We start from the raw sequence: 22,994 nt of genomic DNA on the forward strand, positions 1-22,994 counted from the left end.
TGCCGGCGGGGCGAATAAAAATCGAAAAAAGCCGAAAAAAAAGCCCGCTGCAGAGGTCTGCAGCGGGCTGGATGTGAACTGGCCTGTGTTGTTAGGCAGCCATGCGCACACTTCCCCTGCAACCATCCATCAGGAACGATAGGCCCACGACTAGCACCAGCTCGCCTTCGGCCGAGCGGGCAGTACCGGTAATGCCTTCCACAGTGATGGCCGTCATCGGCTTGATCACGAGGTCGGCCGTGCCATCGACGGCTTCCACGGCGAGAATGTACGGCTGTGGCGCAGCGACAACAATGCCGACGCGTTCGCTGCACGATTCGTAGCCCAGCGAGCCGGCCAGCGAGCGCACGGGCAATGGACGGCCCTGGTCTTTCAGCACCGGCGCGCCGCCCACTTCCATGAAGGTTTCCGGCAATTCGACGACGCGCTGCACCACCGCCATCGGCAGCGCCAGCGCGGCGCCCGAGGTCGACACGAGCATGGTCGGCACGATCGACAGTTCGATCGGCAGGCGGATGGCAAATTTCGTGCCCTTGCCCAGCGTGGATTCGATGTGGATGGCGCCGCGGTTTTTCTCCACGGCCGTCTTCACCACGTCCATGCCCACGCCGCGTCCGGAAACGCTGGAGGCAACTTCCTTGGTCGAGAAGCCCGGCAGGAACACCAGCTGGAAGCATTCGTCGTTGCTCAACTGCGCGTTTTCGCTGATCAGGCCCTTTTGCTGGGCCTTGCTGCGCAGGAAGACCGGGTCCATGCCCTTGCCGTCATCCTGCAGCACGATCATGACGCTGTTGGCTTCCTGCCATGCTTTCAGTGAAATATACGACTTGGCGGGCTTGCCGGCAGCCAGACGGGCTTCCGGCGATTCAACGCCATGGTCGAGCGAATTGCGCAGCATGTGCACGAGCGGATCGTACAGGCTGTCGACCACGACGCGGTCGACTTCCGTCTCCGCGCCTTCGATGGTCAGTTCGACATCCTTGCCCAGGTCTTTCGCCAACTCGCGCACGAGGCGCGGGAATTTCTGGAACAGGCGGCCGACGGGCTGCATGCGCGTGGCCAGGGTGGCCCGCTGCAGTTCCGTCGAGTAGCGCGAAGCGCGTTCCAGGGTTTCCGCCAAAGTTGCCATCAAGGTGGCGGCCTGGCCTTCGAATTTGAATTGCAGCAAGCGTTCGAGCAGCACGGCAGCCTGGTTGGCGGCCTGCACGGATTCGCCGGCCACCTCCAGCAGTGCGTCGAGCTTGACGGCATCGACGCGGATGCTGTCTTCCTTGACGGGCGCGGCATGGCGCACTTCCGGACGCTCTTCGCGGCGTTCCGCGCCATCCCAGGCCTTGCCGGCCGGTTTGGCGGCGGCAGCGGCAGCAGGCGCGGCGGCCACGGCGGCAGGCGCGGCGGCGGCGGACACCGGTGCGGCAGAGATCTGGCTAGCGGCCGGCACGACGGCGTTGTACATGGCTTCCCAGTCCAGGCCATCGGCGCTGGCCGTGGACACGGCGGTGGCAGGCGCGGCCGCGACGACTTCGGCGGCCTGGGCAACCGGTGCGGCCACTTCCGCCACCACGGCGGCGGCAGGCGCAGGCGCATCCATGCCCTTGCCTTCGATGGCGTTCGTCAGGATGTGTTCCAGCTCTTCCGGCATGGCCGGCAAGCTTTCCGGCGCGGCGCCATTCGCCAGTTCCGTCAGCTGGTCGGCGACGAAACCGGACGCTTGCAGCGCCGCCTCGATGGCGATCGGCGTCACGGGCGCGGCGCCCGTGCGCAAGGCGTCAAACAGGTTTTCCGTCAGATGGCAGGCCGCCACCAGCGCGGGCAAGCCCATGAAGCCGGCGCCGCCCTTGATGGTGTGGAAGGAACGAAACACGGCATTCAGTGTTTCCTTGTTGTCAGGATCACGCTCGAGGCGCAATAAGTGCTCTTCAACATTAACCGCAAGATCCATCGCCTCAACGACGAAATCCTTGAGCATATCGTCCATTAGAATCCCAAATCCGCAAGAAGGTCGTCTACATTATCCTGGTCCAGCGCCACCGACGGCACGGACGGGCCCTGCATCAGCGGCACCGGCTTTTGCGCCAGCTTTTCGCGCACCTCGGCCGGCGCGTTGTCGCGCAGCAGCTGAGCCAGCTCGTTTTCCACCGTCTTGGTGATGTTGACCACTTTTTTGATCAGCTGGCCCGTGATGTCCTGGAAGTCCTGGGCCATCATGATTTCCAGCAAGCGTGCTTTTTCCGCTTCCGTCGCTTCGGCAACGGCTTGCGCGAACTGGCGCGAATCGCCGGCCAGGGCCTTGAATTCTTCCAGGCTCAGCTTGCCGTCGAACAGGGCCGTCCAGCGGCCGTCCATGTCCTTGGCTTTTTTCGACAGCACGTCCTGCGCCGGCATGCCTTCGTCGAGCGTGTTGAGTACCTTGTTGGCGGCCTGTTCCGTCAGGGTGGCGACATATTCCAGGCGGTCCTGGGCGTCGACGATCTGCGACGACGCTTCCGTCAACGCCTTGTCGTAGCCCAGTTCGCGCAGCGAATCGTGCAGCAGGCGCACGATGCCGCCCAGGCGCTCGAACATCGGCTTGTCGGACTGGTCGACCGGATCGGCCGCTTCGCCAGGCGCGTCGGCGCTGGCCACGGGGGCCGCAACCGGCTCGGCGGCCGCCGGCACGGCGGTGCTGGCCGACACGGAATCGAACAGCGCGTCAAAATCGTCATCCGCGATCACGGCGGGAGCAGGCGCGGCGGCAGGCGCCGGCGTGGCTGCGGCCGCGCTTTGCGCGGATACTTCATCGAATAATGCATCGAAATCATCAGCGGCGTTGGTCATATCCCTGCTTCTCCATAATTTGTCAAAATTCCGCCTGAACTGTGCGTTTTACAGACTGATACCCACAATTTCTCGATTAAGATGATTTGAGGCAATACCGCTGCGATGGTGCGAGTGTAGCAGGGCGCCGCCCTGTTGGTAAATCTCAAAACGCGCTTCCTGGTGCAAAGCAGGCCCACAAGAGCTTTTCCGCCAGGAAATAAGTGTTCCTGCTGTTGTATTTTGAAATACTACCATTGGCGTGCGTGCAAGACCACGCGCGACACAAGAAATCCTGCCTGCGGGCGCCTGCGCAACAGCCCTGCTCGGCCATCGTTGCAGCTAAACACGATCTTTCTGCCAATGTTGTCTATACTGAAGGTGCAGTAGTATTGATAATTATCAAGTCTTTACATGAATACAATGCTGCCGCCGCGTCTACAATAAGAGGCGTTGCGCGCGCTGAGTCACTGCCAAAGGACCTGCCATGTATAAGAAAATTCTGATCGCCACGGACGGCTCCACCGTCTCCAACTTGACGGCCTGTGCCGGCGTTGCCTTTGCCGAACAGATGCACGCCGACATCCTTGCCGTGTACGTGGCGCCCGAATACCAGTACCCTGTGTACATCGAAATCATTCCACCAAGCTATCCCAGCGAGGAGGAATACCGCATCGCCATGCGCAAGGCGGGCGCCGACCACTGGCAGCCCATCCTCGACGCGGCCGCCAAGCGGGGCCTGCAGGCGACAGGCCTGACGGCATTTTCCGACAGCCCCGCCCTGAAAATCGTGGAAGTGGCGCAACTGCAGCAATGCGACCTGATCTTCATGGGCTCGCATGGCCGCAGCGGCTGGGGTCAGTTGCTGCTGGGCAGCGTCACCAATAAAGTGCTGTCGCACTCGAAATTGCCCGTGCTCGTGCACAGGCTGATCAAGGAACCCGCGGCAAAATAAAAGGTCACATGGCCACGGGGCCAGCGCCATTGCCGGCACACCAAGAAAAAGGCAAAGGCGCGACCGCTTCAGTTAAAATGACAACGTTTCTCGTTTCTTAACATTTGATTGTCCGGTGACGGACAGAGCAGATTACACGCCACCAGATTGCCCGCCTATGATACGTATTGTGATTGCCGACGACCACACCATCATGCGTGAAGGATTAAAGCGCATCCTTGACGGCGCGCCGGATATCGACATCGTGGGTGAAGCCATCGACGGCTTTGAAGTCCTCAACCACGTGCGCCAGGGCGGCTTCGACCTGTTGCTGCTCGACCTGTCGATGCCGGGCCGCAGCGGCGTCGACCTGATCCGGCAAATCCGCAGCGAGGCGCCCAAGCTGTCGATCCTGATCCTCACCATGCACGAGGAAGAGCAATATGCGGTGCGCGCCATCCGCGCCGGCGCGCAAGGCTATCTGACCAAGGAAAGCGCGGGCACCCAGCTCGTGGGCGCCATCCACAAGGTGGCGTCCGGGCGCCCCTACATCAGCGCCGAGGTGGCGGAGCAACTCGTGCTCAACATCATGATGCCGAATGAAAGCTTGCTGCATAAACAGTTGTCGGACCGCGAATTCGAAGTTTTTTCCCTGCTGGTGGCAGGCAAGTCGATCACGGAAATTGCCAACAACCTGCACCTGAGCGTCAAAACGGTGAGTACGCACAAGACGCGCATCATGCAAAAGATGGGCATGAGTTCGCTATCCGAAATGGTCCAGTATGCCGTCGCGCACCGCCTGCTATCGCCCTTCAAGACGTGATCCTCCTGGCGCGCGCCCGCGCGCCAACTGTAGGAACAATCCTACCTCACCTACCACAGCTCCTACTGCCATATTCAGCCACTGCTGATATTAATTGCATACGGTTGTTGGCATACTGAAACCAGTAATCAAGTTGCTGGAAAGTTATTTCATCACACAGCAAGTCTTCAGCGAATTGAGCATTACCTGCCTGGACGCGCGCCGCCGACCCTTGCCTGCCCGCCGCCCCGTGCACCCCGTCATTCAACTCTGAACTACCTGTCACCAGGAGATGAACATGCTGTCCACGCAAACGCCCGACACCCGCGCTGCCTCACCATCGCTGGCCCCCTCTTCTCCAATGGAAGCGGGGCGCCAGCGCCAGGGCCGGCTCTGGTCGAACCTGAAGGAGGTGTGCGACCTGCTGCATATCTCCAGCGCCTGCACCATCGCCGCCGACGAACTGCTGTTCCAGCACGTGCAATTCAAGACGGGCCAGCGCGTGCACACGATCGGCCAGCCGTTCGACACCCTGTACATCGTCAATTCGGGCTTCCTGAAAACCGTGCTCATCGATGAATTCGGCAATGAACAGGTACTCAGCTTCCCCATGAAGGGCGACATGCTGGGCGTTGACGGCATCCACTCGCGCCATTACTCCTCGGAAGCGGTGGCCCTGTCCGACTGCGACCTGATCCTGCTGCCGTTCAAGAAGCTGACGGCGCTGGGCAGAGTCCACCTGGAACTGGAAAACGTCATGTACGGCGTGATGAGCCGCGAACTGGTGCGCGAGCAAGCCATGATCGGCATGCTGGGCGCACTCAGCGCCGAAGCCCGCGTGGCGCGCTTCCTCGTCTCGCTGGCCGACCGCTTCGCGCAGATGGGCTACTCGAGCAAACTGTTCAACCTGCGCATGACGCGCCATGAAATCGGCAGCTACCTGGGCCTGACCCTGGAAACGGTCAGCCGCACCTTGTCCGCCTTCAATGAAATCGGCCTGATCACGGTTGACCAGCGCACCATCGGCATCAAGGATCCGGACGCCCTGAAAACCCTGCGCCGCCTGCCGCCGTCGCGCTCGCGCGCCAAGCAACTGGCCGCCGCCAAGCTCAAGGCCGATACCACCGCCGCCGCCAGCGCCTCGGCGCAATTGCTGGCTACCATCTAGCTTCATCACGATTTCCTCAAGCTTGGCACAGGCTTGACCCGGCCAAGGCGCACAACGCCTTGCCGGGTCTTTTTTGCCGCCCCCGCCTCCCGCGCCGCTCCTGCGGCCTGCTTTGCGCAGCACGATCGTCCACGCTGCCATGTCTCCATAAAAAAGCGCGGATTCCGCACAAATAAGCCTTGCTTTTCGGGCCACATTCAACAATAATGCAAATACGAATCATTCTCAACTGAGATAAAGAAAGCCCAACATGCAAAGCTCAAAACCAGCCTTGATCCAGGATGCCGCTACCGCCCACGTCCGTCCTCCCGTCAGCATGGCCCAGCCGGCACGCCGCATCACCAGCGAAGCGCTGCTGCAGCAGGGACGCGAAGTGGAGATTGAGCACAGCGGCAAGATCTATCGCCTGCGCGTCACCCAATTGAACAAGCTGATCCTGACTGCCTGAAGCAGCACGGCAGCCAGTCACCACACTCGCCAGCCAGTCGCGCCCCGTGCGCGCAGCCAGCCAAACCACCGCACAGGAGTGTTTGATGACGAACGACCGACCTTCCCCGATGTTTCCTTCTCCGCAAGGCCAGCAGCCTGAATTGCTGCTGTCGGCCGTGCTGCACCTGATGTCGCACTACCATGCGGGCAGTCCCTGCGAGAAACTGGCCGGTGTCATCGAACGCCATCTGCAAGTGCTGTCGGGTTCGCCCGGCCTGGGTCCCGTGCTGCAAGCGACGTGTCAGCAACTGTCGCAGCAATGGGCCGCCGTGGTGGCGCTGCACAAGCCCGCCCCGCCCAGGAGCACCTTGCTCGATCGCCTGGCACGCATACTGAGCACCAAGCGCCCTGCCTCGCCCCTGCCGCAATAATTTCTTTTCCATCCCCACCGTCCAACAGGATATCGCCATGTGTGACAAAGACCAGTCCCTGCCCGTCATCAGCAATTGTTCCAGCGGCGGGGCCGACACGGCCGCGCTCGCTTCGCGCCGCCGCCGGCTGTGGGAACTGTCGCATACCTGTCATTGCCCGCTGGTCGGCGTGGGCTTGCCCTTGGGCTACCTGCGCAAGCTGGTGGGCAAGATGACGGGCGGACGCGTGCTGGCCGACGACTACGAAGTGCACGTGGGCGCCGTGACGGAATGCGGCGCGCGCAATCGCCTGTCCGAAGCGCTGCAAAAGGAACTCGAACGCCGCTACGCCCCCGTGATCCTGCGCTTTCGCGGCGCCAAGACCACGGAACAAGTGGCCGAACTGTGGCGCATGGCCGTCGCCAACGGCGACGTGTCGGGCGCTTTCTGGGCCGGTCTGACGCACCCGCGCTGCGATGCCGAACTGGAAGAGCAGATGTGCCGCGACTTGCACATGATCCAGCACCAGGCCGGCGCCTGCGTGCGGGCCGACATGGGAAAATTTACGGCCCTGCAGGAAGAAAACGCGCGCCTGGCGCACGAACTGGCCAAGCTGCAACAACGCAGTCAGGCCGCACTGATGGAAAAAACAGGCGAGCTGGAACGCCAGGAAGCCGTGCTGCTGCGCACGCGGGCGGAATCCATCGGCAAGGATAGCGTCATCGATGGCTTGCGCGCGGAACTGGCCCAATTGCAGGCGGCCATCCCGGCGCTGGAATCACGCACCCGCCTGGTCGAGCGCCTGGCGCAGATGGATGAGCGCGAAAAGGAATTGCGCCAGCAAATCGCGGAATTGAAGCAGGCCCAGCCACGCCCAGCTGCTGTCGCACCGCCACCGGCGCCGAAGCTGGAAGTGCCGACCGGCGGCAAGCTGAAAATGCCGATCCGCCTCGTCGATCAAAGCGTCTTGTGCGTGGGCGGACGCAGTGGCAATGTCGCCACCTACCGCGCCCTGATCGAACGGGTCGGCGCGCAGTTTGCCCACCACGACGGCGGACTGGAAGACAATGCCAACCTGCTCGATTCGAGCCTGGCGGCGGCCGACCTGGTGATTTGCCAGACGGGCTGCATCAGCCACAGCGCCTACTGGCGCGTGAAGGATTATTGCAAGCGCACGGGCAAGCGCTGCGTCTTCATCGACAACCCCAGCATTTCCAGCCTGGCGCGCGGCTTGCAGGAAGTGAGTGGCGAAATGGAGCCAGCCGCGCTGGACGCCGCCGACTAGAGCCTAAGCCTGCAATTCGCGCGCGATGGCCTCGCGCAACAGCGCATCATCGACCGTGGTGTCGGGCGCGAAACGCCCCACCACCTTGCCATCCTTGCTGATCAAAAACTTCTCGAAATTCCACAGCACGTCGCTGGGCTGCTTTTGCGTGATGCCATAGCCGGCCAGCTTGGCGCGGAAATCGCTGCCCGGCTTTTCCTGCGCCCGGGGCTGCTCCTGCACCAGGCGCTGGTACAGCGGATGCTGGCCAGGCCCCTTGACGACGATTTTTTCAAACATGGGAAATTGCACGCCAAACGTGCCACGGCAAAAGTCCGCGATCTCGGCATTGCTGCCCGGCTCCTGCGCGCCGAATTCATTCGCGGGAAAACCGGCCACCACCAGACCCTCGGCCTGCTTGTCGGCGTAGAGTTTTTCCAGGCCTTCGTACTGCGGCGTCAAGCCACAGGCGGAGGCGACATTGACCACCAGCACGACCTTGCCACGGTACGCGTCCAGGCTGGCGGGCTCGCCATTGATGCGTCGCAAGGGAATGTCGTAAATGCTGTCGCTCATGATGTGTCTCCTTGAATGAAACAATCATGATAGCCGTGCGCGCGCGAACGCGCTGGCGGCGTCAAAAACTCAGTAGACGTCGCGCCGGTAGCGTCCTTCGGCTGCCAGCGCGTCGAGCGCGGGCCGCCCCAGGATTTCCTGCAGGGCCTGGTCGACGCCGCCCGCCATGCCGGCCAGGCTGCCGCAAATATAGATGGCCGCGCCCTGTTCCAGCCACAGTTTCACCTCGTCGGCATTGCCGCGCAGGCGGTCCTGCACGTAGGTCCGCTCGGCCTGGTCGCGTGAAAACGCCAGGTCCAGGCGCGGCAAGTCGCCGCTGGCGTGCCAGCCCTCAATTTCTTCGCGATAATGGAAATCGTGGGCCGCATTGCGCTCGCCAAAGATCAGCCAGTTGCGCCGCTGTCCTGCCAGCACACGGCTTTTCAAATGCCCGCGCAAGCCGGCGATGCCGCTGCCGTTGCCGATCAAAATCAATGGCCGCTGGGCATTGTCTTCCAGGCGGAAGCGTTTGTGCCGCCGCAAGCGCAGCTGCACCACGTCGCCCACCTTGGCTTGCGCCGTCAGCCAGCCAGAGGCCAGGCCCAGACTGCCATCGGGATGCGCATGCTGGCGTACCAGCAAGTGCACGCCGCCATCGCGCGGGATCGAGGCGATCGAATATTCGCGCGGCTGCGACGGGTCGGCAGGCGCCGTCACCTGCACCAGGTCGCCCGACTGCCAGTCAGGCAAAGCACCCGCTACGGGCGCCAGTTCCACGTGATAAATGGCGCCGCCGGCGCTGCCAGGGTTGAGGTGGCGCCGCTGCCTCAAACGCCAGTCGCCAAAGGCGGGCGCGCTCCAGTCCGGCGCATCGCTGGTGCCGGCCAGGTGGCTCAGGTGCTGGAACCATTGCTCGATGGCCACGCTGGCGCTGCGGTCGACTTCGATGCGCTGGAACAGGCGCGACGCGCCCTGCCCCGCCAGCCAGGCGTCGAGCGCGCGGCCGAAGCCGCAGAACTGGCCATAGCTGCGGTCGCCCAGGGCCAGCACGGCGTAATGCAATTGCGGTAGCGCCAGCTCGCCCGTCATCAGGCGGCCCATGAAGGCGGCCGCATTGTCGGGCGCGTCGCCTTCGCCATACGTGCTGACCAGGAACAAGGCCCGTTCCGCTTGTTGCAGATCAATCGCCGTGAGTTCGGCCAGCGCGCACAGGCGCACGGGAATGCCGGCCAGTTGCAGGCTCTGTGCCGTTTGCGTGGCCAGTTCCTCGGCATTGCCCGTCTGGCTCGCATACGCCACCAGCCAGGCGGGACTGTTGGCGAGGGCAGCCTTGGCGGCCTCGGACGCGCGGCGCTTGGCGCGCGCGCGCAGCCAAGGCGCCAGGCACACGCCCGCATAACTGAGGGACAGGGCGGCCAGCAAGGCCAGCCGTGTCGTATCGTGCGTAAAAATCATGGATTAATCGTTCATTCGTCGAGCATGGCCAGCATGTGGCTGCTCAGCGTTTCGTGGTAGCCGTCGCCGTCGCGCTGCACGAAGCGCGCGGCCAGGCCCTGCTCTTCGGCCAGCGCCATGCCGGCCTCGACACCCAGCACGGTCAGGGCCGTCGACCAGGCGTCGGCCGCCATGCACTGCTCGTGCACGACGGTGACGGAAGCGAGTTGATTGGCGATCGGCATGCCGCTGCGCGGATCAATGGTGTGTGAGAAACGCACGGTGCCATCCTGGAAGAAACGCCGGTAGTCGCCCGAGGTGGCCACGGAGAGGCCGTGCAGCGCCAGCAACATTTCCGGCGGATGCTGTGCATGACCGGCACTATCGGCAGCGCCATCGACCTGTTCCAGCATCACCCACCACGGCTGGCCGTCGGGCTTGCTGCCGGTGCCGCGCAGCTCGCCGCCCACTTCGACCAGGTAATGATGGATGCCCTGGCTCTCCAGGTAGCGGGCCAGGCGGTCCACGCCATAGCCCTTGGCGATGGCGGACAAATCGAGCTGCAAGCCGCCTGGCTGGCGCGCGCGGCGGGCCGGCAAGTCCAGTTCCAGGCGGCGGCGCTGGCGCTGCGCCAGCAGCAAGGCCACGCTATCGTCTTTCGGCGGCAGAAAACCGGGCTCATCGTAACGGTGGCGGGGGCCGAAGCCCCACAGGTTGACGAGTGCGCCAGCGCACGGGTCGTACGCGCCGCCGGACGCTTGCGACACGTGCATGGCAAAACCCAGCACCTCGCAAAAGGCGGCGGGCAGGCTGTGCCAGCTGCCCGCCTCGGCCCGGTTGAAGCGGCCCAGGTCGGACTCGTCGCTCCAGTGGCTCATTTGCGCCACGACCAGGTCCAGCTGCTGCTGCAAGCCCTGCTGCAAGTCGGCGCTGCCCGCACGTCCCGGCATGGCGGATTCGAGCAGGCGCACCGACCAGCTGGTGCCCATGGTCAGGCCGCGCAAGTCCCGGATCGCGGCGCCGGGCGGCGCGACCTGATCGGAAATATGCTGCGGCAGCAGGACCCGGCGCATCGGCGCTTTCGTGACGATGCCGCCGCTTACTGCGGCAGCACTTCCACGGTGGCCGCGTACGTCATGCGGCGCTCGGGCATGGCGGGCGGCTGGCCGGCCACGGCCGGGGCGGCCGCTGGCCAGGTGCTGCTCAGGTAATACATGCCGGCCGCTGGCACCGTAAACGTGATCTCGCCCTTGGCATCCGTGCTCTGGCGGATTTCACCGAGCACGCCACGGTAGCGCACGCCACCTGGCACCAGGCTGAACGCCTGGTTCGCCGCCGGCTTGCCATCGATCAGGAAGCGCCACGTGGCTTTCTCGCCCGCGCGCAAGTCGTTCGGGTGCGTCACTGGCACGAATTCCAGGCCCACACCGGTCGGTTTGAACACTTCCGTGCTGGTTTCGCCATTGCTGAAGAAAGTTTCCAGGCGCGCTGCCGTGCGCGTGATTTTCAACTCTTGCGCATCGGCCGGCACTTCCTTCTTGAAGGTCTCTTCGTTGCCGCGGAAACGCTTCTGCTCGCCGTTGAGCTTGTAGCTGCCCATCACGTTTTGCGACACGATGGCCGCCTTGTACGTGCCCGGCTTTTCCATTTTGACGTCGAAGACGCTGCGCAAACGGCCCGTGACCGTGTTCGCCGGCGTGACTTTGGCGCCGTCCGGACCGATGACTTGCAGCGCGTCCAGGCGCAGCGGCTGGTGGTCGATCTCGAACAGGCCGTCGGAGACGGCCGCGTCCACCGTCACCCAGGCGTCCTTGCTTTCCACCATCGTGCTCGATGGCACCATCCAGCCGCGGTGGGCGTGGGCGTTCATGGCCAGGCCGGCCAGGGCCAGGGCGATCAGGGATTTGTTGAATTGCTTGAACATGGTGTGCGCCTTAGGGTTTGAGTTGGACGACGACATTGCCGAGTTCTTCCTTGCCTTTGGCAGGCACGGACTGGGCCGACTTCAGCGGCCACTGGAACGGCACGCGCACCAGTTCGCGTCCACCCGCTTCGCGCGCCGCTTCCACCACCACCTGGTATTCGCCGGCCGGCAGCTTGTCGAGCAAGGCCTTGGCGCCAGGGAAAGTCAGGGTATGTTCACCCGGCGCACGCGTGGCGCCGCTGACGCCGTCAACCGGCATGGCCAGGTCGCGGCCGCTCTTGCGCCACCATTGACGCATGTCCTTCAGCCATTTTTCGCCTGCCTTGTCCTTCTTTTTCACGTCATACAGCACCGTCAGGTTGCCGACGACCTTTTGATCGGCCGTTTCCAGCCACGCCGCCACGTAGGGACGGTGATATTCCGCCACGTTCAGTTGCGGGATTTCAATCTTGAGGGCCAGGTCGGCCGCCATCGCCGACGTACCGATCAGGGGAAGGCCAAGCGCCAGGGAGTAGCGTAATTTCATGGTGTGCCTGTAAAAAGGAAAAATAAAAACGATCAGTGAATAAACAGCAAGGCGATCGCGCAAGGTATCAAGATACCGAGGCCAACCATCGGCCAGGTAAATGGCCGGTTGGCCGCATGGAACTTCAAAATCAGCAAACCCGTCAGGCAAAACACGATGCAGGCGCCGGCAAAAATGTCGATGAACCAGCTCCAGGCCACGCCCGTGTTGCGGCCCTTGTGGACATCGTTGAGCCAGGATACCCAGCCCCGGTCCGTTAATTCATATTCGGCGGCCCCGTCTTCCAGGCCAATGCGCACCCAGGCGTCGCCGCCCGCCTTGGGCAGCGGCAAATACACTTCATCGATCGACCATTCGGCGGGACGCCCGCCCGCATTGAGCGACCACTGCTGCTTGAGCCAGGCTTCGGCGGCGGCCGGCATCGGCGCGTTGGCGCCATCGTGCTTGGCGGCATAGGCGGCCAGTTGCGTGACGAGGGGCGCCGGCAATTCCGCCTTCTGGCGCGTGATGGACGGCTTGGATTCGATCTGACCGGCGTGGTTCAGGGTGATGCCGGTAATGGCGAACAAAAACATGCCCAGCAGGCAAAGCGCCGAGCTGATCCAATGCCATTGATGCAAGTTCTTCAGCCAGACGGCGCGGCTGGCGTTGTTCTTGGCCTTGTCTGCGGCGCCCGCATTACCCATCAATTGCTCCTTGCAAGGAGCGGGCCAGGTGGCGCGACAAGTCAGTGTGCTTCATTCCCATCCTTCAATCAAAGTGCATGCTGATATTTTCAAACAAATGATAATGATTATCATTTATTAAGTCAATACATGGGGCGCCCCGCCGGGCCAGCGTTTTGTAACAGCTTTGAAACAAAGCTGGCCTGCTACGTAAGCTGCCGTACAGAGCCGCGCGCCGCGCCCGCCTATGCTGTTGTTCAGGACAATCAAACAGGAGCAAGGACATGCAACAGTATTCCAGCGAACAACTGGCCAGCATCGCGGCCAAGATCAAGGACGTCAAATTCGGCATGCTGACCACCAGCGACGACATGCGCACGCTCACCAGCCGGCCGCTGACGCAGCAGCAGGTCGATAGCGAAGGGCACATCTGGTTCTTTGTCTCGGACGAGGCCGCCTACACGCGCGACTTGCTGAACAATCCGCAAGTCAATGTCAGCTTCGTCGACACGGGCGACAGCCTGTATGTCTCCGTCTGCGGCCACGCGCAGCTGCTGAAGGACCGCGCCAAGGCGGAGGAGTTGTGGAGCCCGCTGGTGAAAGCCTGGTTCCCGGGCGGACTCGACGATCCGAAGCTGTCGCTGATCAAAGTGACGATACAGTCGGCCGAATACTGGGATAGCAGCGCCAGCAAGATGATGCAATTCTATGAGATGGCCAAGGCCGCCATCACGGGCGAGCCGCCGAAGGACCTGGGCGAACACGGCCGGGTCGATCTGTAGCCGAGCCTTCGTGATTGACCCGCGCGCACGCAGGCATGGCCAGCCGGCGTGCGCGAACACGCTTTGCGGCTGGCCCTGTGGGGATGATCAAACAGTCAGGAAGGAAAGTTCAGACGCCCGTACTGCCCGTGGTGTCCGGCGCATCGTCGGCGCTCTGTCGGCTCTGTCCGGCGACGCCGGACTGGTGATGGGGCAAGCGGTCGGCGCGCCGTACTTCGCCGATGGAAAACAGATCGTCGCCGATATCGAGGCCTTGCTCGCTATCGACCAGCACAAAGTTTTCGGCCGAATCGGCCGTGCTTTGCTTGCTGCCCGCCGTGGATGGCGTGCCGCCCTGGCTATTGCCCGCGTGCGGCGTATTCGAGTTGCCCATTATCTTCTCCCTGATCGTGAGTGAGTACCTGAGTGCAAGTTGGCTGCAAGTTGACTGCGAGGTGATGGCACGGTGATGGCACCTTGCCAGCCCAGCTCATTCATCATAGTCCATGGCTGCTGCATTGCATCAAAATTGTGCGGCAAGCGGACAGATGCGACATGACCAGCGGCGCACCTGCCTGCCGCTGGTCATGCTCACTTGCTACTGCTTGCTACTGCTCGTGACTACTTGTTACTGCTTCTTACTGCTTCTTACTGCTTGTTGCGCGACCCCGAACTGGATCCCGAACCACCGCTTTGCTTGTTGCCACTGTCACGGTTGCCATCCTGGTTCATGCTGGCATTGTCGCGCGTCCCGCTGGAACTGGAAGCGCTTTGCCGGTTGGCATCGTTCTTGTGGCTTTGGCTGCCTGCACGGCGTGCCTCTTCCGACGTGAATTCATGCGCCGTGCCTTTTTCATGCGCGGCACGTCCGCCTTCGCTGGCGATTTCACGCTGCTGGGCGGGATCCATGGAAGCGAAACCCCGTTTGCTGGTATCGCTTTGCTTGTTGCCGCCGCTGCCGCTGCCGCTACTGGTTTTACTACCTTGCTGTTTATTGTCGCTCGATGTGGCCATGATGATCTCCTTGATCGATGGAATCAGAAACAATGCAAAAAACAATGCAAACCATGCAATTCTTCCCCCTCGCATGGCAAGGGAACCGTCATCTTAGTGCGCACATGGGGCACAAGAAATAGGAGGATGGCAAGAGCGCATGTAGGATGAGTCCCGCCTACGGTAGCGTAGTTACTTTTAGTTTTCCACCAAAAGTACCAAACACTCAGCAGTTAGTGGGTAGTGCGAAAATCGCCGCGTCGGCCGTCACGTAGACACGTTCGCCAGCGGCTGGCAGCACCGCATGGCCGCCCGTAAATGCGCCAAACGAGGGCAAGATGGCGCGCTGCTGGCCCAGCAGGAAACACGGCAGGCGCAAGCCGCCTCTTTCAGCGCGCAAGTGAAACACGGGATGCACGTGGCCGGCCAGCACATAGCCGGGCGCGGCGGTATCCGGGTGATGGCAGAACGACAGCTTGCCCACCGAGTACGGTTCATCGGCCATGCGTATCCCCAGCGCGGCGGCCGGGTCGCCCGCATGCGCATCATGGTTGCCGCGCACCACCGTCAGGCGCAGGCCCGGATGGCGCGCGCGCCAGGCCAGCATGGCGGCCACGGTGGCGGGTGCATGCGCGGCGCGCGCGTGCAGAAAGTCGCCGAGAAAGACGATTTCCTCGCAAGCGTAAGTGGCCAGCAAGGCGTCGAGCGCCTGCAGGTTTTGCGTGGTGGTGCCGCGCGGCACGGGCACGCCCAGCGCGCGGAACGCGGCCGCCTTGCCGAAATGGATGTCGGCGATGATCAGCATCTTGCATGCCGGCCAGTACACGGCCTTGTGTGCCAGCAGCCAGACAATCTCGCCGGCCAGTTCCACCACGCAGTGCGCCTGCTGCGACTCACTCATGCGGCCGCCTTTTCCAGCGCGCTGACCAACCGCGCCACCCGGTCCGACAGCTTTTCCGTCGTCAGCTGTTCGCGGAAGCGCTCGACCATCAGGCCGAAGGCAAAGGGCGAGGCCCGCTCCAGCGGCTGCAGGGAAATGGCGCGTCCATGCAGCTCGCGCAAGGTGTCACGCAAGCGCGTCAATTCCAGCTCCTGTTCCAGCACTTCGCGCTGCGCCTGCGTGAGCAGCAAATTGGCCGCGTCGTGCTTGCGGAACACTTCAAAAAACAGCGAGGACGAGGCCTGCAACTGGCGCGCGCTTTTCGGCTGGCCCGGATAGCCCTGGAACACCAATCCCGCGATGCGGGCGATTTCGCGGAAGCGCCGCTGCGACAATTCCGTCGCATTCAGGCTGGCCAGCACGTCCTCGAGCAGATTGTCCGTGCTGAACAGGGCAAGATCGGCGCCGCTGGCGCCCGTCAACAGCGGCGCAAAATCGATCTCGTCCGCGCCCAGCAATTCAAAGCCGTAATCGTTGACGGCGATCGACAAGGTCGCCGGCTGCACGCGCGCGATGCGGTAGGCCAGCAAGGACGCCAGGCCCAGGTGCACGGAGCGTCCCGCAAACGGATACATGAACAGGTGGTGGCCTTCGCGGCTGGACAAGGTTTCCAGCAATAAGGTCGCGCGCGTGGGCAGGCTCGACCATGCCTGCTGGATGGCCAGCAGCGGCGCCAGCGCGCGCATTTCCGGCCCGCTGGCCTTGCCTTCCTGCGCCAGTTGCAACTGGTCGAGCACGGCATGCGCGAGTTCCGACGACAGCGGCATCTTGCCACCCTGCCAGCGCGGCACGGCGCCGCGGCTGCCTGTGGCGCGCCGCACGTAGGCCGTCATTTCGTGCACGCGCACGAATTCCAGGATGCGCCCGCCAAACAGAAAATGGTCGCCCGACTTCAGGCGCGCGATGAACGATTCCTCGATGCTGCCGATGCGGCCGCCACCGAGGAACTTGACCTGGATCGCCGCCTCCGACACGATGGTGCCGATGCTCATGCGGTGGCGCAGCGCCAGCGCCACGTCCGGCACGCGGTACACGCCCTCCTCATCGGGCAGCACCCTCCGGTATTCCGGATACACGGTGAGGCTTTGCCCGCCGCGCGCGACGAAATCGAGCGCCCATTGCCACTCGTCCAGGGTCAGGTCCCGGTACGACCAGGCGGCGCGCACTTCCGCGTACAACTCGGGCGACGCAAAACCACCACCCAGCGCGATCGTCACCAGGTGCTGCACCAGCACGTCGAGCGGCTTGTCCGGCACGGGCCGCGCTTCCAGGTGGCCTTGCGCCAGGGCGGCCCGGGCAGCAGCCGCTTCCAGCAATTCCAGGCTGTTGGTGGGCACCAGGGTGACGCGCGAAATGCGCCCCGGCGCATGGCCGCTGCGCCCGGCCCGCTGCACCAGGCGCGCGATGCCTTTCGCGCTACCCACTTGCAGCACGCGCTCGACGGGCAGGAAATCGACGCCCAGGTCCAGGCTGGACGTGCACACGACGGCTTTCAGTTCGCCCGTTTTCAGGTGCTGCTCGACCCACTCGCGCACTTCGCGGTCCAGCGAACCGTGGTGCAGGGCGATCAAGCCGGCCCAGTCGGGCCGCGCATCGAGCAGGTGCTGGTACCACAGCTCGGCCTGCGAACGCGTGTTGGTAAACACGAGGGTGGTGGCGCTGCCTTCGATCTCGGCGATCAGCGGTTGCAGCATCTGAATGCCCAGGTGGCCGCCCCAGGGAAAGCGCGTGGGGTTGGTGGGAATCAGGCTGTCGACGAGGATGCGTTTTTTAATTTTCCCTTCCACCAGCACGCCGGCGTTTTCCTCGCCCAGCAAGACGTCCTGCGCCTGCCGCAAATTGCCCAGGGTGGCAGACAGGCCCCACGTCATCAACGTATCATTCCAGCGGCGCAAGCGGACCAGCGCCAGCTGCACCTGCACACCGCGCTTGCTTCCCATCAATTCATGCCACTCGTCGACGATCACGGTTTCCAGCAAACTAAAACGTTCGCGGGCATCCGCCTGGCTCAGCATCAATGACAGGCTTTCCGGCGTCGTGACGAGCACGTCGGGCCAGGCCTTCGCCTGCCGCGCGCGCTGCGCGGCACTGGTATCGCCCGTGCGCGCCTCGATGCGCCAGCCGGGCGCAAGCTCTGCGCTAGAACCTTGCAGGGCGCGCACGGTGTCGGCCGCCAGCGCTCGCATGGGCGTAATCCACAGCACGCGCAAGCCTTGCTTTCTGCTTTTGCGCGCCAGCCGCTCGGCGCGCAGCAAGGCGCCGAACCAGACGGCATAGGTCTTGCCCGATCCCGTGCTCGCATGCAGCAAACCCGATTGCCCCTGTGCAGCCGCACGCCAGACGGCGCGCTGGAACGGGAATATGGACCAGCCGCGCATGCCGAACCAGGCGTCGATGCGCTGCGCCAGCGCGCTTTTGCTCATCGCTTGCTCATGTGTTTTGCGCCAGCATGGCCTTCAGGGTGGCCAGGGTGTCCGCATCGGCGATGGCCTTGTCGTCACGCCGGCGCAGAATGCGGGGAAAGCGCACGGCGATGCCCGCCTTGTGGCGGCTGGACGCGGCGATGCCTTCGAAGCCGATCTCGAACACCATCGTCGGCTTGACGCTACGCACGGGGCCGAATTTTTCTATCGTCGTCTTGCGGATGGCGGCATCGACTTGCCCGATTTCCGCATCCGTCAAGCCCGAATACGCCTTGGCGAACGGCACCAGCTTACGTTCCCCCTGCTCGCCTTCCGCTACGTCATCCCACACGGCGAACGTGTAATCCGTGTACAGCGACGCGCGCCGGCCGTGGCCCGCCTGGGCGTAGATCAGCACGGCGTCGACGGCATACGGGTCGATCTTCCACTTCCACCAGGTGCCCACGTCTTTCGTGCGGCCCACGCCATACGCGGCCGACCTAGCCTTGAGCATCAAGCCTTCCACGCCGCGCGCCCGCGATTCGCTGCGGATGGCGGCCAGCGCCTCCCAGCTTGCCGCCGCTATGCGCGGCGACAAACGCAGCGCGGGAGAAGCCACGCCGGCCACCACCGTTTCCAGCAATGCGCGCCGCTCGATCTGGGGCAGCTGGCGCACGTCCACGCCATCGAGTTCCAGCACATCGTAGGCCACCAGCACGGCCGGCAATTCGGTCAGCAACTTGGGCGAGACGCTCTTGCGGCCCATGCGCTGTTGCAAATCGGCAAAGGGTGCCGGCACGTCGCCCGGCTGCCAGACAAGGATTTCGCCATCGAGCACGGTGCCTTCGGGCAAAGTCAGCTGCGCCAGTTCGGGAAAGCGCTCCGTGATCAATTCCTCGCCGCGCGACCACAGCCAGTTCACGCCTTCGCGGCGCAGCAGCTGGGCACGCATGCCGTCATATTTCCATTCGGCCAGCCAGCCGCCGACGTCGCCCAAGTTCTCCGGCCCCGCCTGCAAGGGATGGGCGAGGAAAAACGGATATGGCTGGCCGCCGCGCAGCGCATGTTCGCCATCGGACTGCGCGGCGATCAGTTTGAGAAAACCCGCGCCCGTGGGGCTGACCTTGCCATCAGTCCAGCCCATCAGGCGCTGGGCGATCAGCTTGCTGTCGACGGCGGCAATGGAGGCCAGCGCGCGCGTCACCAGCAGTTTGGAGACGCCCACGCGAAAGCCGCCGCCGATCAGTTTGATCAACAAAAAACGTTCGCGCGTTTCCAGCTCGTCCCAGTAGGCCAGCAAGTCGGCGCGGATGGTGTCGGGCGGCGCGCCGCGCAACGGCGCGATGCGCTGCTCGACCCACTCGGCCAGGCCGACGTCGCTGCGTTTGGCTGGCGCGGGCAGGATCAGGGCGATGGTTTCGGCCAGGTCGCCCACGGCGTGGTAGGCCTCGTCGAACAGCCAGGCATCGAGGCCCGCGCGCTCGGTCGCATACTCGCGCAGCAACTTGGTGGGCACGGCCTGGCGCGGCTTGCCGCCGGCCAGGAAGTACACGGCCCAGGCCGCATTCTCGGGCGAAACACAGCGGAAATAGGCTTGCAGGGCCGCCAGCTTGCGGCTGGTGGACGTGGTCTCGTCGAGTTCCGCGTACAGCCGAGCAAAGTCACGCATGGGGCGCTGCCTCCTGCTGTGCCACTACGCCGTCTTCCGCCTCGTCGTCGCCATATTCCGTCTCGAAGCCGCCCGCCTGCCAGCCGTTCTGCTGCAGCCAGCGCACCATCACGGGAATCGAGCCATGCGTGACGATGATGCGTTCAGCCTGCGTGGCCGTGATCGCTTGCATCAGGCCGGGCCAGTCGGCATGGTCGGACAGAACAAAACCCCGGTCCACGCCACGCCGCCGTCGCGCGCCGCGCAGCAGCATCCAGCCGCTGGCGAACGCATCGCTGTAGTCGCCGAAGCGCTTCATCCACGGCGAGCCGGCGGCCGACGGCGGCGCGATCACCATCGCCGTCTTCAGGGCCGCCTTGTCCGTCACGTCGCTCACCATCACGGTGGCGGGCAAGGCCACGCCCGATTCGCGGTAGACCTGCGTCAAGGCCTGCGCCGCGCCATGGCAGATGATGGGGCCGATGGAAGGATCGAGCCCGGCCAGGATGCGCTGCGCCTTGCCGAAGGCATAGCAGAACAGCACACTGGTGCGCCCTTCGGCCGCATTCCTGCGCCACCACTGGTTGATGTCATCATTGATTTCCTGCGGCGCCTGCCAGCGGTAGATGGGCAGGCCGAACGTCGATTCCGTAATAAAGGTATCGCAGCGCACGGGCTCGAACGGTACGCACGTGGGGTCCGGCTGCAGCTTGTAGTCGCCCGACGCCACCCACACTTCACCGCCCACTTCCATGCGCACCTGGGCCGAACCCAGCACGTGGCCGGCCGGATGCAGCGACACGCGCACGCCGTGATGGTCGATGGTCTCGCCATACGCGAGGCCCTGGATGGACACGGCGCCCAGGCGCGCGCGCAATACCTGCTCGCCAGGCGCGGCGCACAGGTAATGCCGGTGGCCAACTCTCGCATGGTCGGCATGCGCATGCGTGATGATGGCGCGCTCGACGGGGCGCCACGGGTCAATGTAAAACTGACCCGGCACACAGTACAAGCCTTCCTTGCGCACCACCACCATGTCTGCCATGCCCTGCCCCCTGCCTTGAAAAAAGCGCGTTGGAATGGGCTGATTCTAGCGCGCTTGCGCCAGATCACTGTTCGGCAGCGCACCATGGTTTCACGCGGGGACGACGAACTCCGCCATGAAGGTACGCGTGGTGTTTTCCGGAAAGGCAATCGTGACCTGGTCGCCCGCCACGGACAGCACGGTGCCGATCTGGTAGCGCGGTACGCGCACGCGGCTGCCGACGGCGATCTGGGGCGCCGGCGCGGGCGGCGGCGCTTCAGCAGGCGCTGGAGGGAACTCGTCGAGGGAGATGGGCGCGGCCAGCGCGGGCGGCGACAGGCAATTGTCGCAGGTGCAGCAGCGCTCAAAATCGCCCGCCTCGCCAAAGTAATCGAGCAGCAGTTTCCAGCGGCACAGGCCGCTTTGCGCATACGCCACCATTTGCTCGAGCGCCTGCTTGTCGCGCTCCTGCTTGTCGACATAGATCTGCGCCAGTTGCGCATACGAAGGCGTGGCGGACGACGGCGCTGTCAAGCGGTAGCCCAGCTTGCGGTCCTGGCGCAGCAGCTTGCCGTCTTTTAACAATTTCAGGCAGACCTTCAAGTGGCCGTCGGAAAACTCGGGCAAGCTGGACGCCAGCGCAGCGAACGCAAACGTGGCTGGCAATGTTTGCGCGGCCGCCACGATGGCCGCCAGTTCTTCCGCCGTGGGATAGTGCTTCGCCAGAAAGAATTGCTGCACCCGCTTGTCTTCCTGGAAGTACAGCAAGGTACAGTCGGCGGGCAAGCCGTCGCGTCCCGCCCGGCCCGATTCCTGGTAGTACGCTTCCAGGTTGGCCGGCACCTGCAAGTGGATGACGAAGCGCGTGTCGGGCTTGTCGATGCCCATGCCGAAAGCATTGGTGGCGACCATGATGCGGCGTTCGCCATTCATGAACAAATCCTGGTTGTGCTTGCGCTCGCGCGCCGCCAGCTTGCCGTGGTAGCACGTGACGCTCTCGCCCAGCTCCTCCAGCCGCGCCGCCAGGTCCTCGACGGCCTTGACGGTGGCCGCATACACGATGCCCACGCCGGCCGTCTCGCGCAGCAGGCGCAAGACTTCGTCCTGTTTCTCTCCGGCATTCGTGACCTGGATCACGCGGTAGCGCAAATTGGCGCGGTAGATGCCGGTATTGATGACTTGCAGCTTGCGCGCTTCCAGCTGCGTGTCGATATCGTCGATCACTTCTGCGGTGGCCGTGGCCGTCAGCGCCAGCACGGGCGGACGGCCCAGCGCGCGCAGGGCGGCCGCGATTTCCAGATAGGCGGGACGGAAGTCGTGGCCCCACTGGGAAATGCAATGGGCTTCATCGATGACGACCAGGCTGGGCGGCGCACTGGCCAGCAGGGACAGAAAATCGGCGCTGGCCAGGCGTTCCGGCGTGCAAAAGATGATGAGCCTGCCACCCTGGCTGATGCGGGCGATGGCCTCGTCCTCTTCGGTGCGCGACAGGCTGCTGTTGAGCTGCACGGCCGTGATGCCCAGTTCATGCAGTTTTTCCAGCTGGTCTTTCATCAGCGAAATCAGCGGCGACACGACCAAAGTGGCGCCCGGCAATAGCGCGGCGGGCAACTGGTAGCACAGCGACTTGCCGCTGCCGGTGGGCATGATGGCCAGGGTGTCGCGCCCGGCCAGCACGCTGTCGATGACGTCTTGCTGGCCCGCGCGCAACCGCGTCACGCCAAAGACCGTGCGCAGCAGGCGCTGTATGTGCTTGCCGGACTTGCCGGATTGGTTCGCAGTAGCCTGCATGATTGCTATCCCAAAAGTAAAAGCGCCATGCCGGCGCCCTTGCGCCTGGCTGCAGTTACTTTACGGCCGGGCCTGGCGCGCCGCCATAGGACGGCTGCCACAGCCCGTGTAGGACTTCAAGAAGTAAACAGGATGGCCCAGAACAGCATCAGCAGGCCGGCAATCGACACGCACCAGACGAGCGTGCGCACGACGGGCACGCCAAACGCATACAGCGGTAAATACAGCACGCGCGCGGCCAGGTACAGGGCCGTGCCGTACAGGGTCAGCGCGCTTTCCTGCGCCGTCACATGGACGATCAGCACGGCGGCGGCGAACAGGGGCAAGGTTTCGAACAGGTTTGCCTGGGCCCGCCGCAAGCGGGCCGTGATCTTGCCCACGGGCGGCCCGTCGCCGTCGCGCGCGCTCACGTTATAGGCCGTGCCCGTTTCGCGCGTGCGAAACAGCGCGGGCAGCAGGATTTGCACCAGCGCCAGCACCAAAGTACAAGCCAGCATCGTCAGTTCAGGGGTCATGCCTTACCTCTGC

At 63.8% G+C, this 22,994-nt stretch carries 23 protein-coding genes; 7 read left to right on the top strand and 16 right to left on the bottom strand.

Going from position 1 to position 22,994, the window contains the following annotated elements; all coding sequences use genetic code 11:
* Positions 1 to 91: 91 nt before the first annotated feature.
* Together FG13_RS11780 and FG13_RS11785 are read right to left on the bottom strand one after the other, a co-directional pair.
* Positions 92 to 1,978 carry a chemotaxis protein CheA gene (locus tag FG13_RS11780; RefSeq protein ID WP_035821057.1) on the bottom strand — a complete coding sequence of 629 codons (1,887 nt, stop codon included), beginning with the start codon at positions 1,976 to 1,978 and terminating at the stop codon, positions 92 to 94.
* A complete protein-coding gene (locus FG13_RS11785) occupies positions 1,978 to 2,817 on the bottom strand; it encodes a protein phosphatase CheZ (RefSeq protein ID WP_035821059.1) in 840 nt (279 codons plus the stop codon). The genes FG13_RS11780 and FG13_RS11785 overlap by 1 nt, the downstream gene beginning before the upstream one ends.
* A gap of 466 nt (positions 2,818 to 3,283) precedes the next feature.
* Here FG13_RS11785 and FG13_RS11790 point away from each other — a divergent pair, with 466 nt between their 5' ends.
* The 6 genes from FG13_RS11790 to FG13_RS11815 all read left to right on the top strand — a co-directional run bounded on the left by FG13_RS11790 (position 3,284) and on the right by FG13_RS11815 (position 7,824).
* On the top strand, positions 3,284 to 3,751 hold the full coding sequence (locus FG13_RS11790; RefSeq protein ID WP_035821061.1) for a universal stress protein: 468 nt from the start codon (positions 3,284 to 3,286) through the stop codon (positions 3,749 to 3,751).
* 157 nt (positions 3,752 to 3,908) lie between these two features.
* The gene (locus FG13_RS11795) at positions 3,909 to 4,553 is read left to right on the top strand and encodes a response regulator (RefSeq protein ID WP_034783426.1); all 645 of its coding nucleotides are present in this window, start codon (positions 3,909 to 3,911) and stop codon (positions 4,551 to 4,553) included.
* Positions 4,554 to 4,893: 340 nt separating this feature from the next.
* Positions 4,894 to 5,700, top strand: coding sequence for a Crp/Fnr family transcriptional regulator (locus FG13_RS11800; RefSeq protein WP_035821063.1), 807 nt, complete (start codon positions 4,894 to 4,896; stop codon positions 5,698 to 5,700).
* A 250-nt stretch (positions 5,701 to 5,950) separates the two neighbouring features.
* Positions 5,951 to 6,148, top strand: coding sequence for a hemin uptake protein HemP (hemP, locus tag FG13_RS11805; RefSeq protein WP_034750559.1), 198 nt, complete (start codon positions 5,951 to 5,953; stop codon positions 6,146 to 6,148).
* 85 nt (positions 6,149 to 6,233) lie between these two features.
* The gene (locus tag FG13_RS11810) at positions 6,234 to 6,560 is read left to right on the top strand and encodes a hypothetical protein (RefSeq protein ID WP_051958954.1); all 327 of its coding nucleotides are present in this window, start codon (positions 6,234 to 6,236) and stop codon (positions 6,558 to 6,560) included.
* 37 nt (positions 6,561 to 6,597) lie between these two features.
* Positions 6,598 to 7,824: a DUF2325 domain-containing protein gene (locus FG13_RS11815; RefSeq protein WP_081922543.1), complete on the top strand. Its 1,227-nt coding sequence runs from the start codon at positions 6,598 to 6,600 to the stop codon at positions 7,822 to 7,824.
* A gap of 3 nt (positions 7,825 to 7,827) precedes the next feature.
* On the opposite strand, the gene FG13_RS11820 is transcribed toward FG13_RS11815, so the two are convergent.
* The 6 genes from FG13_RS11820 to FG13_RS11845 all read right to left on the bottom strand — a co-directional run bounded on the left by FG13_RS11820 (position 7,828) and on the right by FG13_RS11845 (position 12,928).
* The gene (locus tag FG13_RS11820) at positions 7,828 to 8,379 is read right to left on the bottom strand and encodes a glutathione peroxidase (protein ID WP_035821067.1); all 552 of its coding nucleotides are present in this window, start codon (positions 8,377 to 8,379) and stop codon (positions 7,828 to 7,830) included.
* Between the two features lie 69 nt (positions 8,380 to 8,448).
* The gene (locus FG13_RS11825; RefSeq protein ID WP_035821069.1) at positions 8,449 to 9,813 is read right to left on the bottom strand and encodes a sulfite reductase subunit alpha; all 1,365 of its coding nucleotides are present in this window, start codon (positions 9,811 to 9,813) and stop codon (positions 8,449 to 8,451) included.
* Between the two features lie 11 nt (positions 9,814 to 9,824).
* Positions 9,825 to 10,865: an FAD:protein FMN transferase gene (locus FG13_RS11830; RefSeq protein ID WP_035821071.1), complete on the bottom strand. Its 1,041-nt coding sequence runs from the start codon at positions 10,863 to 10,865 to the stop codon at positions 9,825 to 9,827.
* 26 nt (positions 10,866 to 10,891) lie between these two features.
* On the bottom strand, positions 10,892 to 11,716 hold the full coding sequence (locus FG13_RS11835) for a DUF4198 domain-containing protein (protein WP_035821073.1): 825 nt from the start codon (positions 11,714 to 11,716) through the stop codon (positions 10,892 to 10,894).
* A 10-nt stretch (positions 11,717 to 11,726) separates the two neighbouring features.
* Positions 11,727 to 12,242: a DUF2271 domain-containing protein gene (locus FG13_RS11840; protein ID WP_034783417.1), complete on the bottom strand. Its 516-nt coding sequence runs from the start codon at positions 12,240 to 12,242 to the stop codon at positions 11,727 to 11,729.
* Between the two features lie 32 nt (positions 12,243 to 12,274).
* Entirely contained in the window at positions 12,275 to 12,928 is a 654-nt protein-coding gene (locus FG13_RS11845; protein WP_035821075.1) for a PepSY-associated TM helix domain-containing protein, read from the bottom strand.
* 263 nt (positions 12,929 to 13,191) lie between these two features.
* Here FG13_RS11845 and FG13_RS11850 point away from each other — a divergent pair, with 263 nt between their 5' ends.
* On the top strand, positions 13,192 to 13,689 hold the full coding sequence (locus tag FG13_RS11850; protein WP_035821078.1) for a pyridoxamine 5'-phosphate oxidase family protein: 498 nt from the start codon (positions 13,192 to 13,194) through the stop codon (positions 13,687 to 13,689).
* Positions 13,690 to 13,798: 109 nt separating this feature from the next.
* Here FG13_RS11850 and FG13_RS11855 read toward each other — a convergent pair whose 3' ends face one another.
* From FG13_RS11855 to FG13_RS11890, 8 genes are all read right to left on the bottom strand, one after another.
* Positions 13,799 to 14,062 (bottom strand): hypothetical protein, encoded by a 264-nt coding sequence (locus FG13_RS11855; RefSeq protein WP_035821081.1) that lies wholly within the window; start codon positions 14,060 to 14,062, stop codon positions 13,799 to 13,801.
* A 254-nt stretch (positions 14,063 to 14,316) separates the two neighbouring features.
* A complete protein-coding gene (locus FG13_RS11860; RefSeq protein ID WP_035827964.1) occupies positions 14,317 to 14,682 on the bottom strand; it encodes a KGG domain-containing protein in 366 nt (121 codons plus the stop codon).
* Positions 14,683 to 14,887: 205 nt separating this feature from the next.
* Positions 14,888 to 15,562 (bottom strand): ligase-associated DNA damage response endonuclease PdeM, encoded by a 675-nt coding sequence (pdeM, locus tag FG13_RS11865; protein WP_035821084.1) that lies wholly within the window; start codon positions 15,560 to 15,562, stop codon positions 14,888 to 14,890.
* The gene (locus FG13_RS11870; RefSeq protein ID WP_035821086.1) at positions 15,559 to 18,024 is read right to left on the bottom strand and encodes a ligase-associated DNA damage response DEXH box helicase; all 2,466 of its coding nucleotides are present in this window, start codon (positions 18,022 to 18,024) and stop codon (positions 15,559 to 15,561) included. The genes pdeM and FG13_RS11870 overlap by 4 nt, the downstream gene beginning before the upstream one ends.
* Before the next feature lie 7 nt (positions 18,025 to 18,031).
* Entirely contained in the window at positions 18,032 to 19,672 is a 1,641-nt protein-coding gene (locus FG13_RS11875; protein WP_035821089.1) for an ATP-dependent DNA ligase, read from the bottom strand.
* Complete coding sequence (locus FG13_RS11880; protein ID WP_035821091.1) at positions 19,665 to 20,696, bottom strand: ligase-associated DNA damage response exonuclease; 1,032 nt, start codon at positions 20,694 to 20,696, stop codon at positions 19,665 to 19,667. The genes FG13_RS11875 and FG13_RS11880 overlap by 8 nt, the downstream gene beginning before the upstream one ends.
* 90 nt (positions 20,697 to 20,786) lie before the next feature.
* On the bottom strand, positions 20,787 to 22,466 hold the full coding sequence (locus FG13_RS11885) for a RecQ family ATP-dependent DNA helicase (protein ID WP_035821093.1): 1,680 nt from the start codon (positions 22,464 to 22,466) through the stop codon (positions 20,787 to 20,789).
* Positions 22,467 to 22,582: 116 nt separating this feature from the next.
* Positions 22,583 to 22,981 (bottom strand): MAPEG family protein, encoded by a 399-nt coding sequence (locus FG13_RS11890; RefSeq protein ID WP_035821095.1) that lies wholly within the window; start codon positions 22,979 to 22,981, stop codon positions 22,583 to 22,585.
* Positions 22,982 to 22,994: the final 13 nt, after the last annotated feature.

Source organism: Janthinobacterium sp. RA13 (genome assembly GCF_000745325.1).
GTDB lineage: Bacteria > Pseudomonadota > Gammaproteobacteria > Burkholderiales > Burkholderiaceae_D > Janthinobacterium > Janthinobacterium rivuli.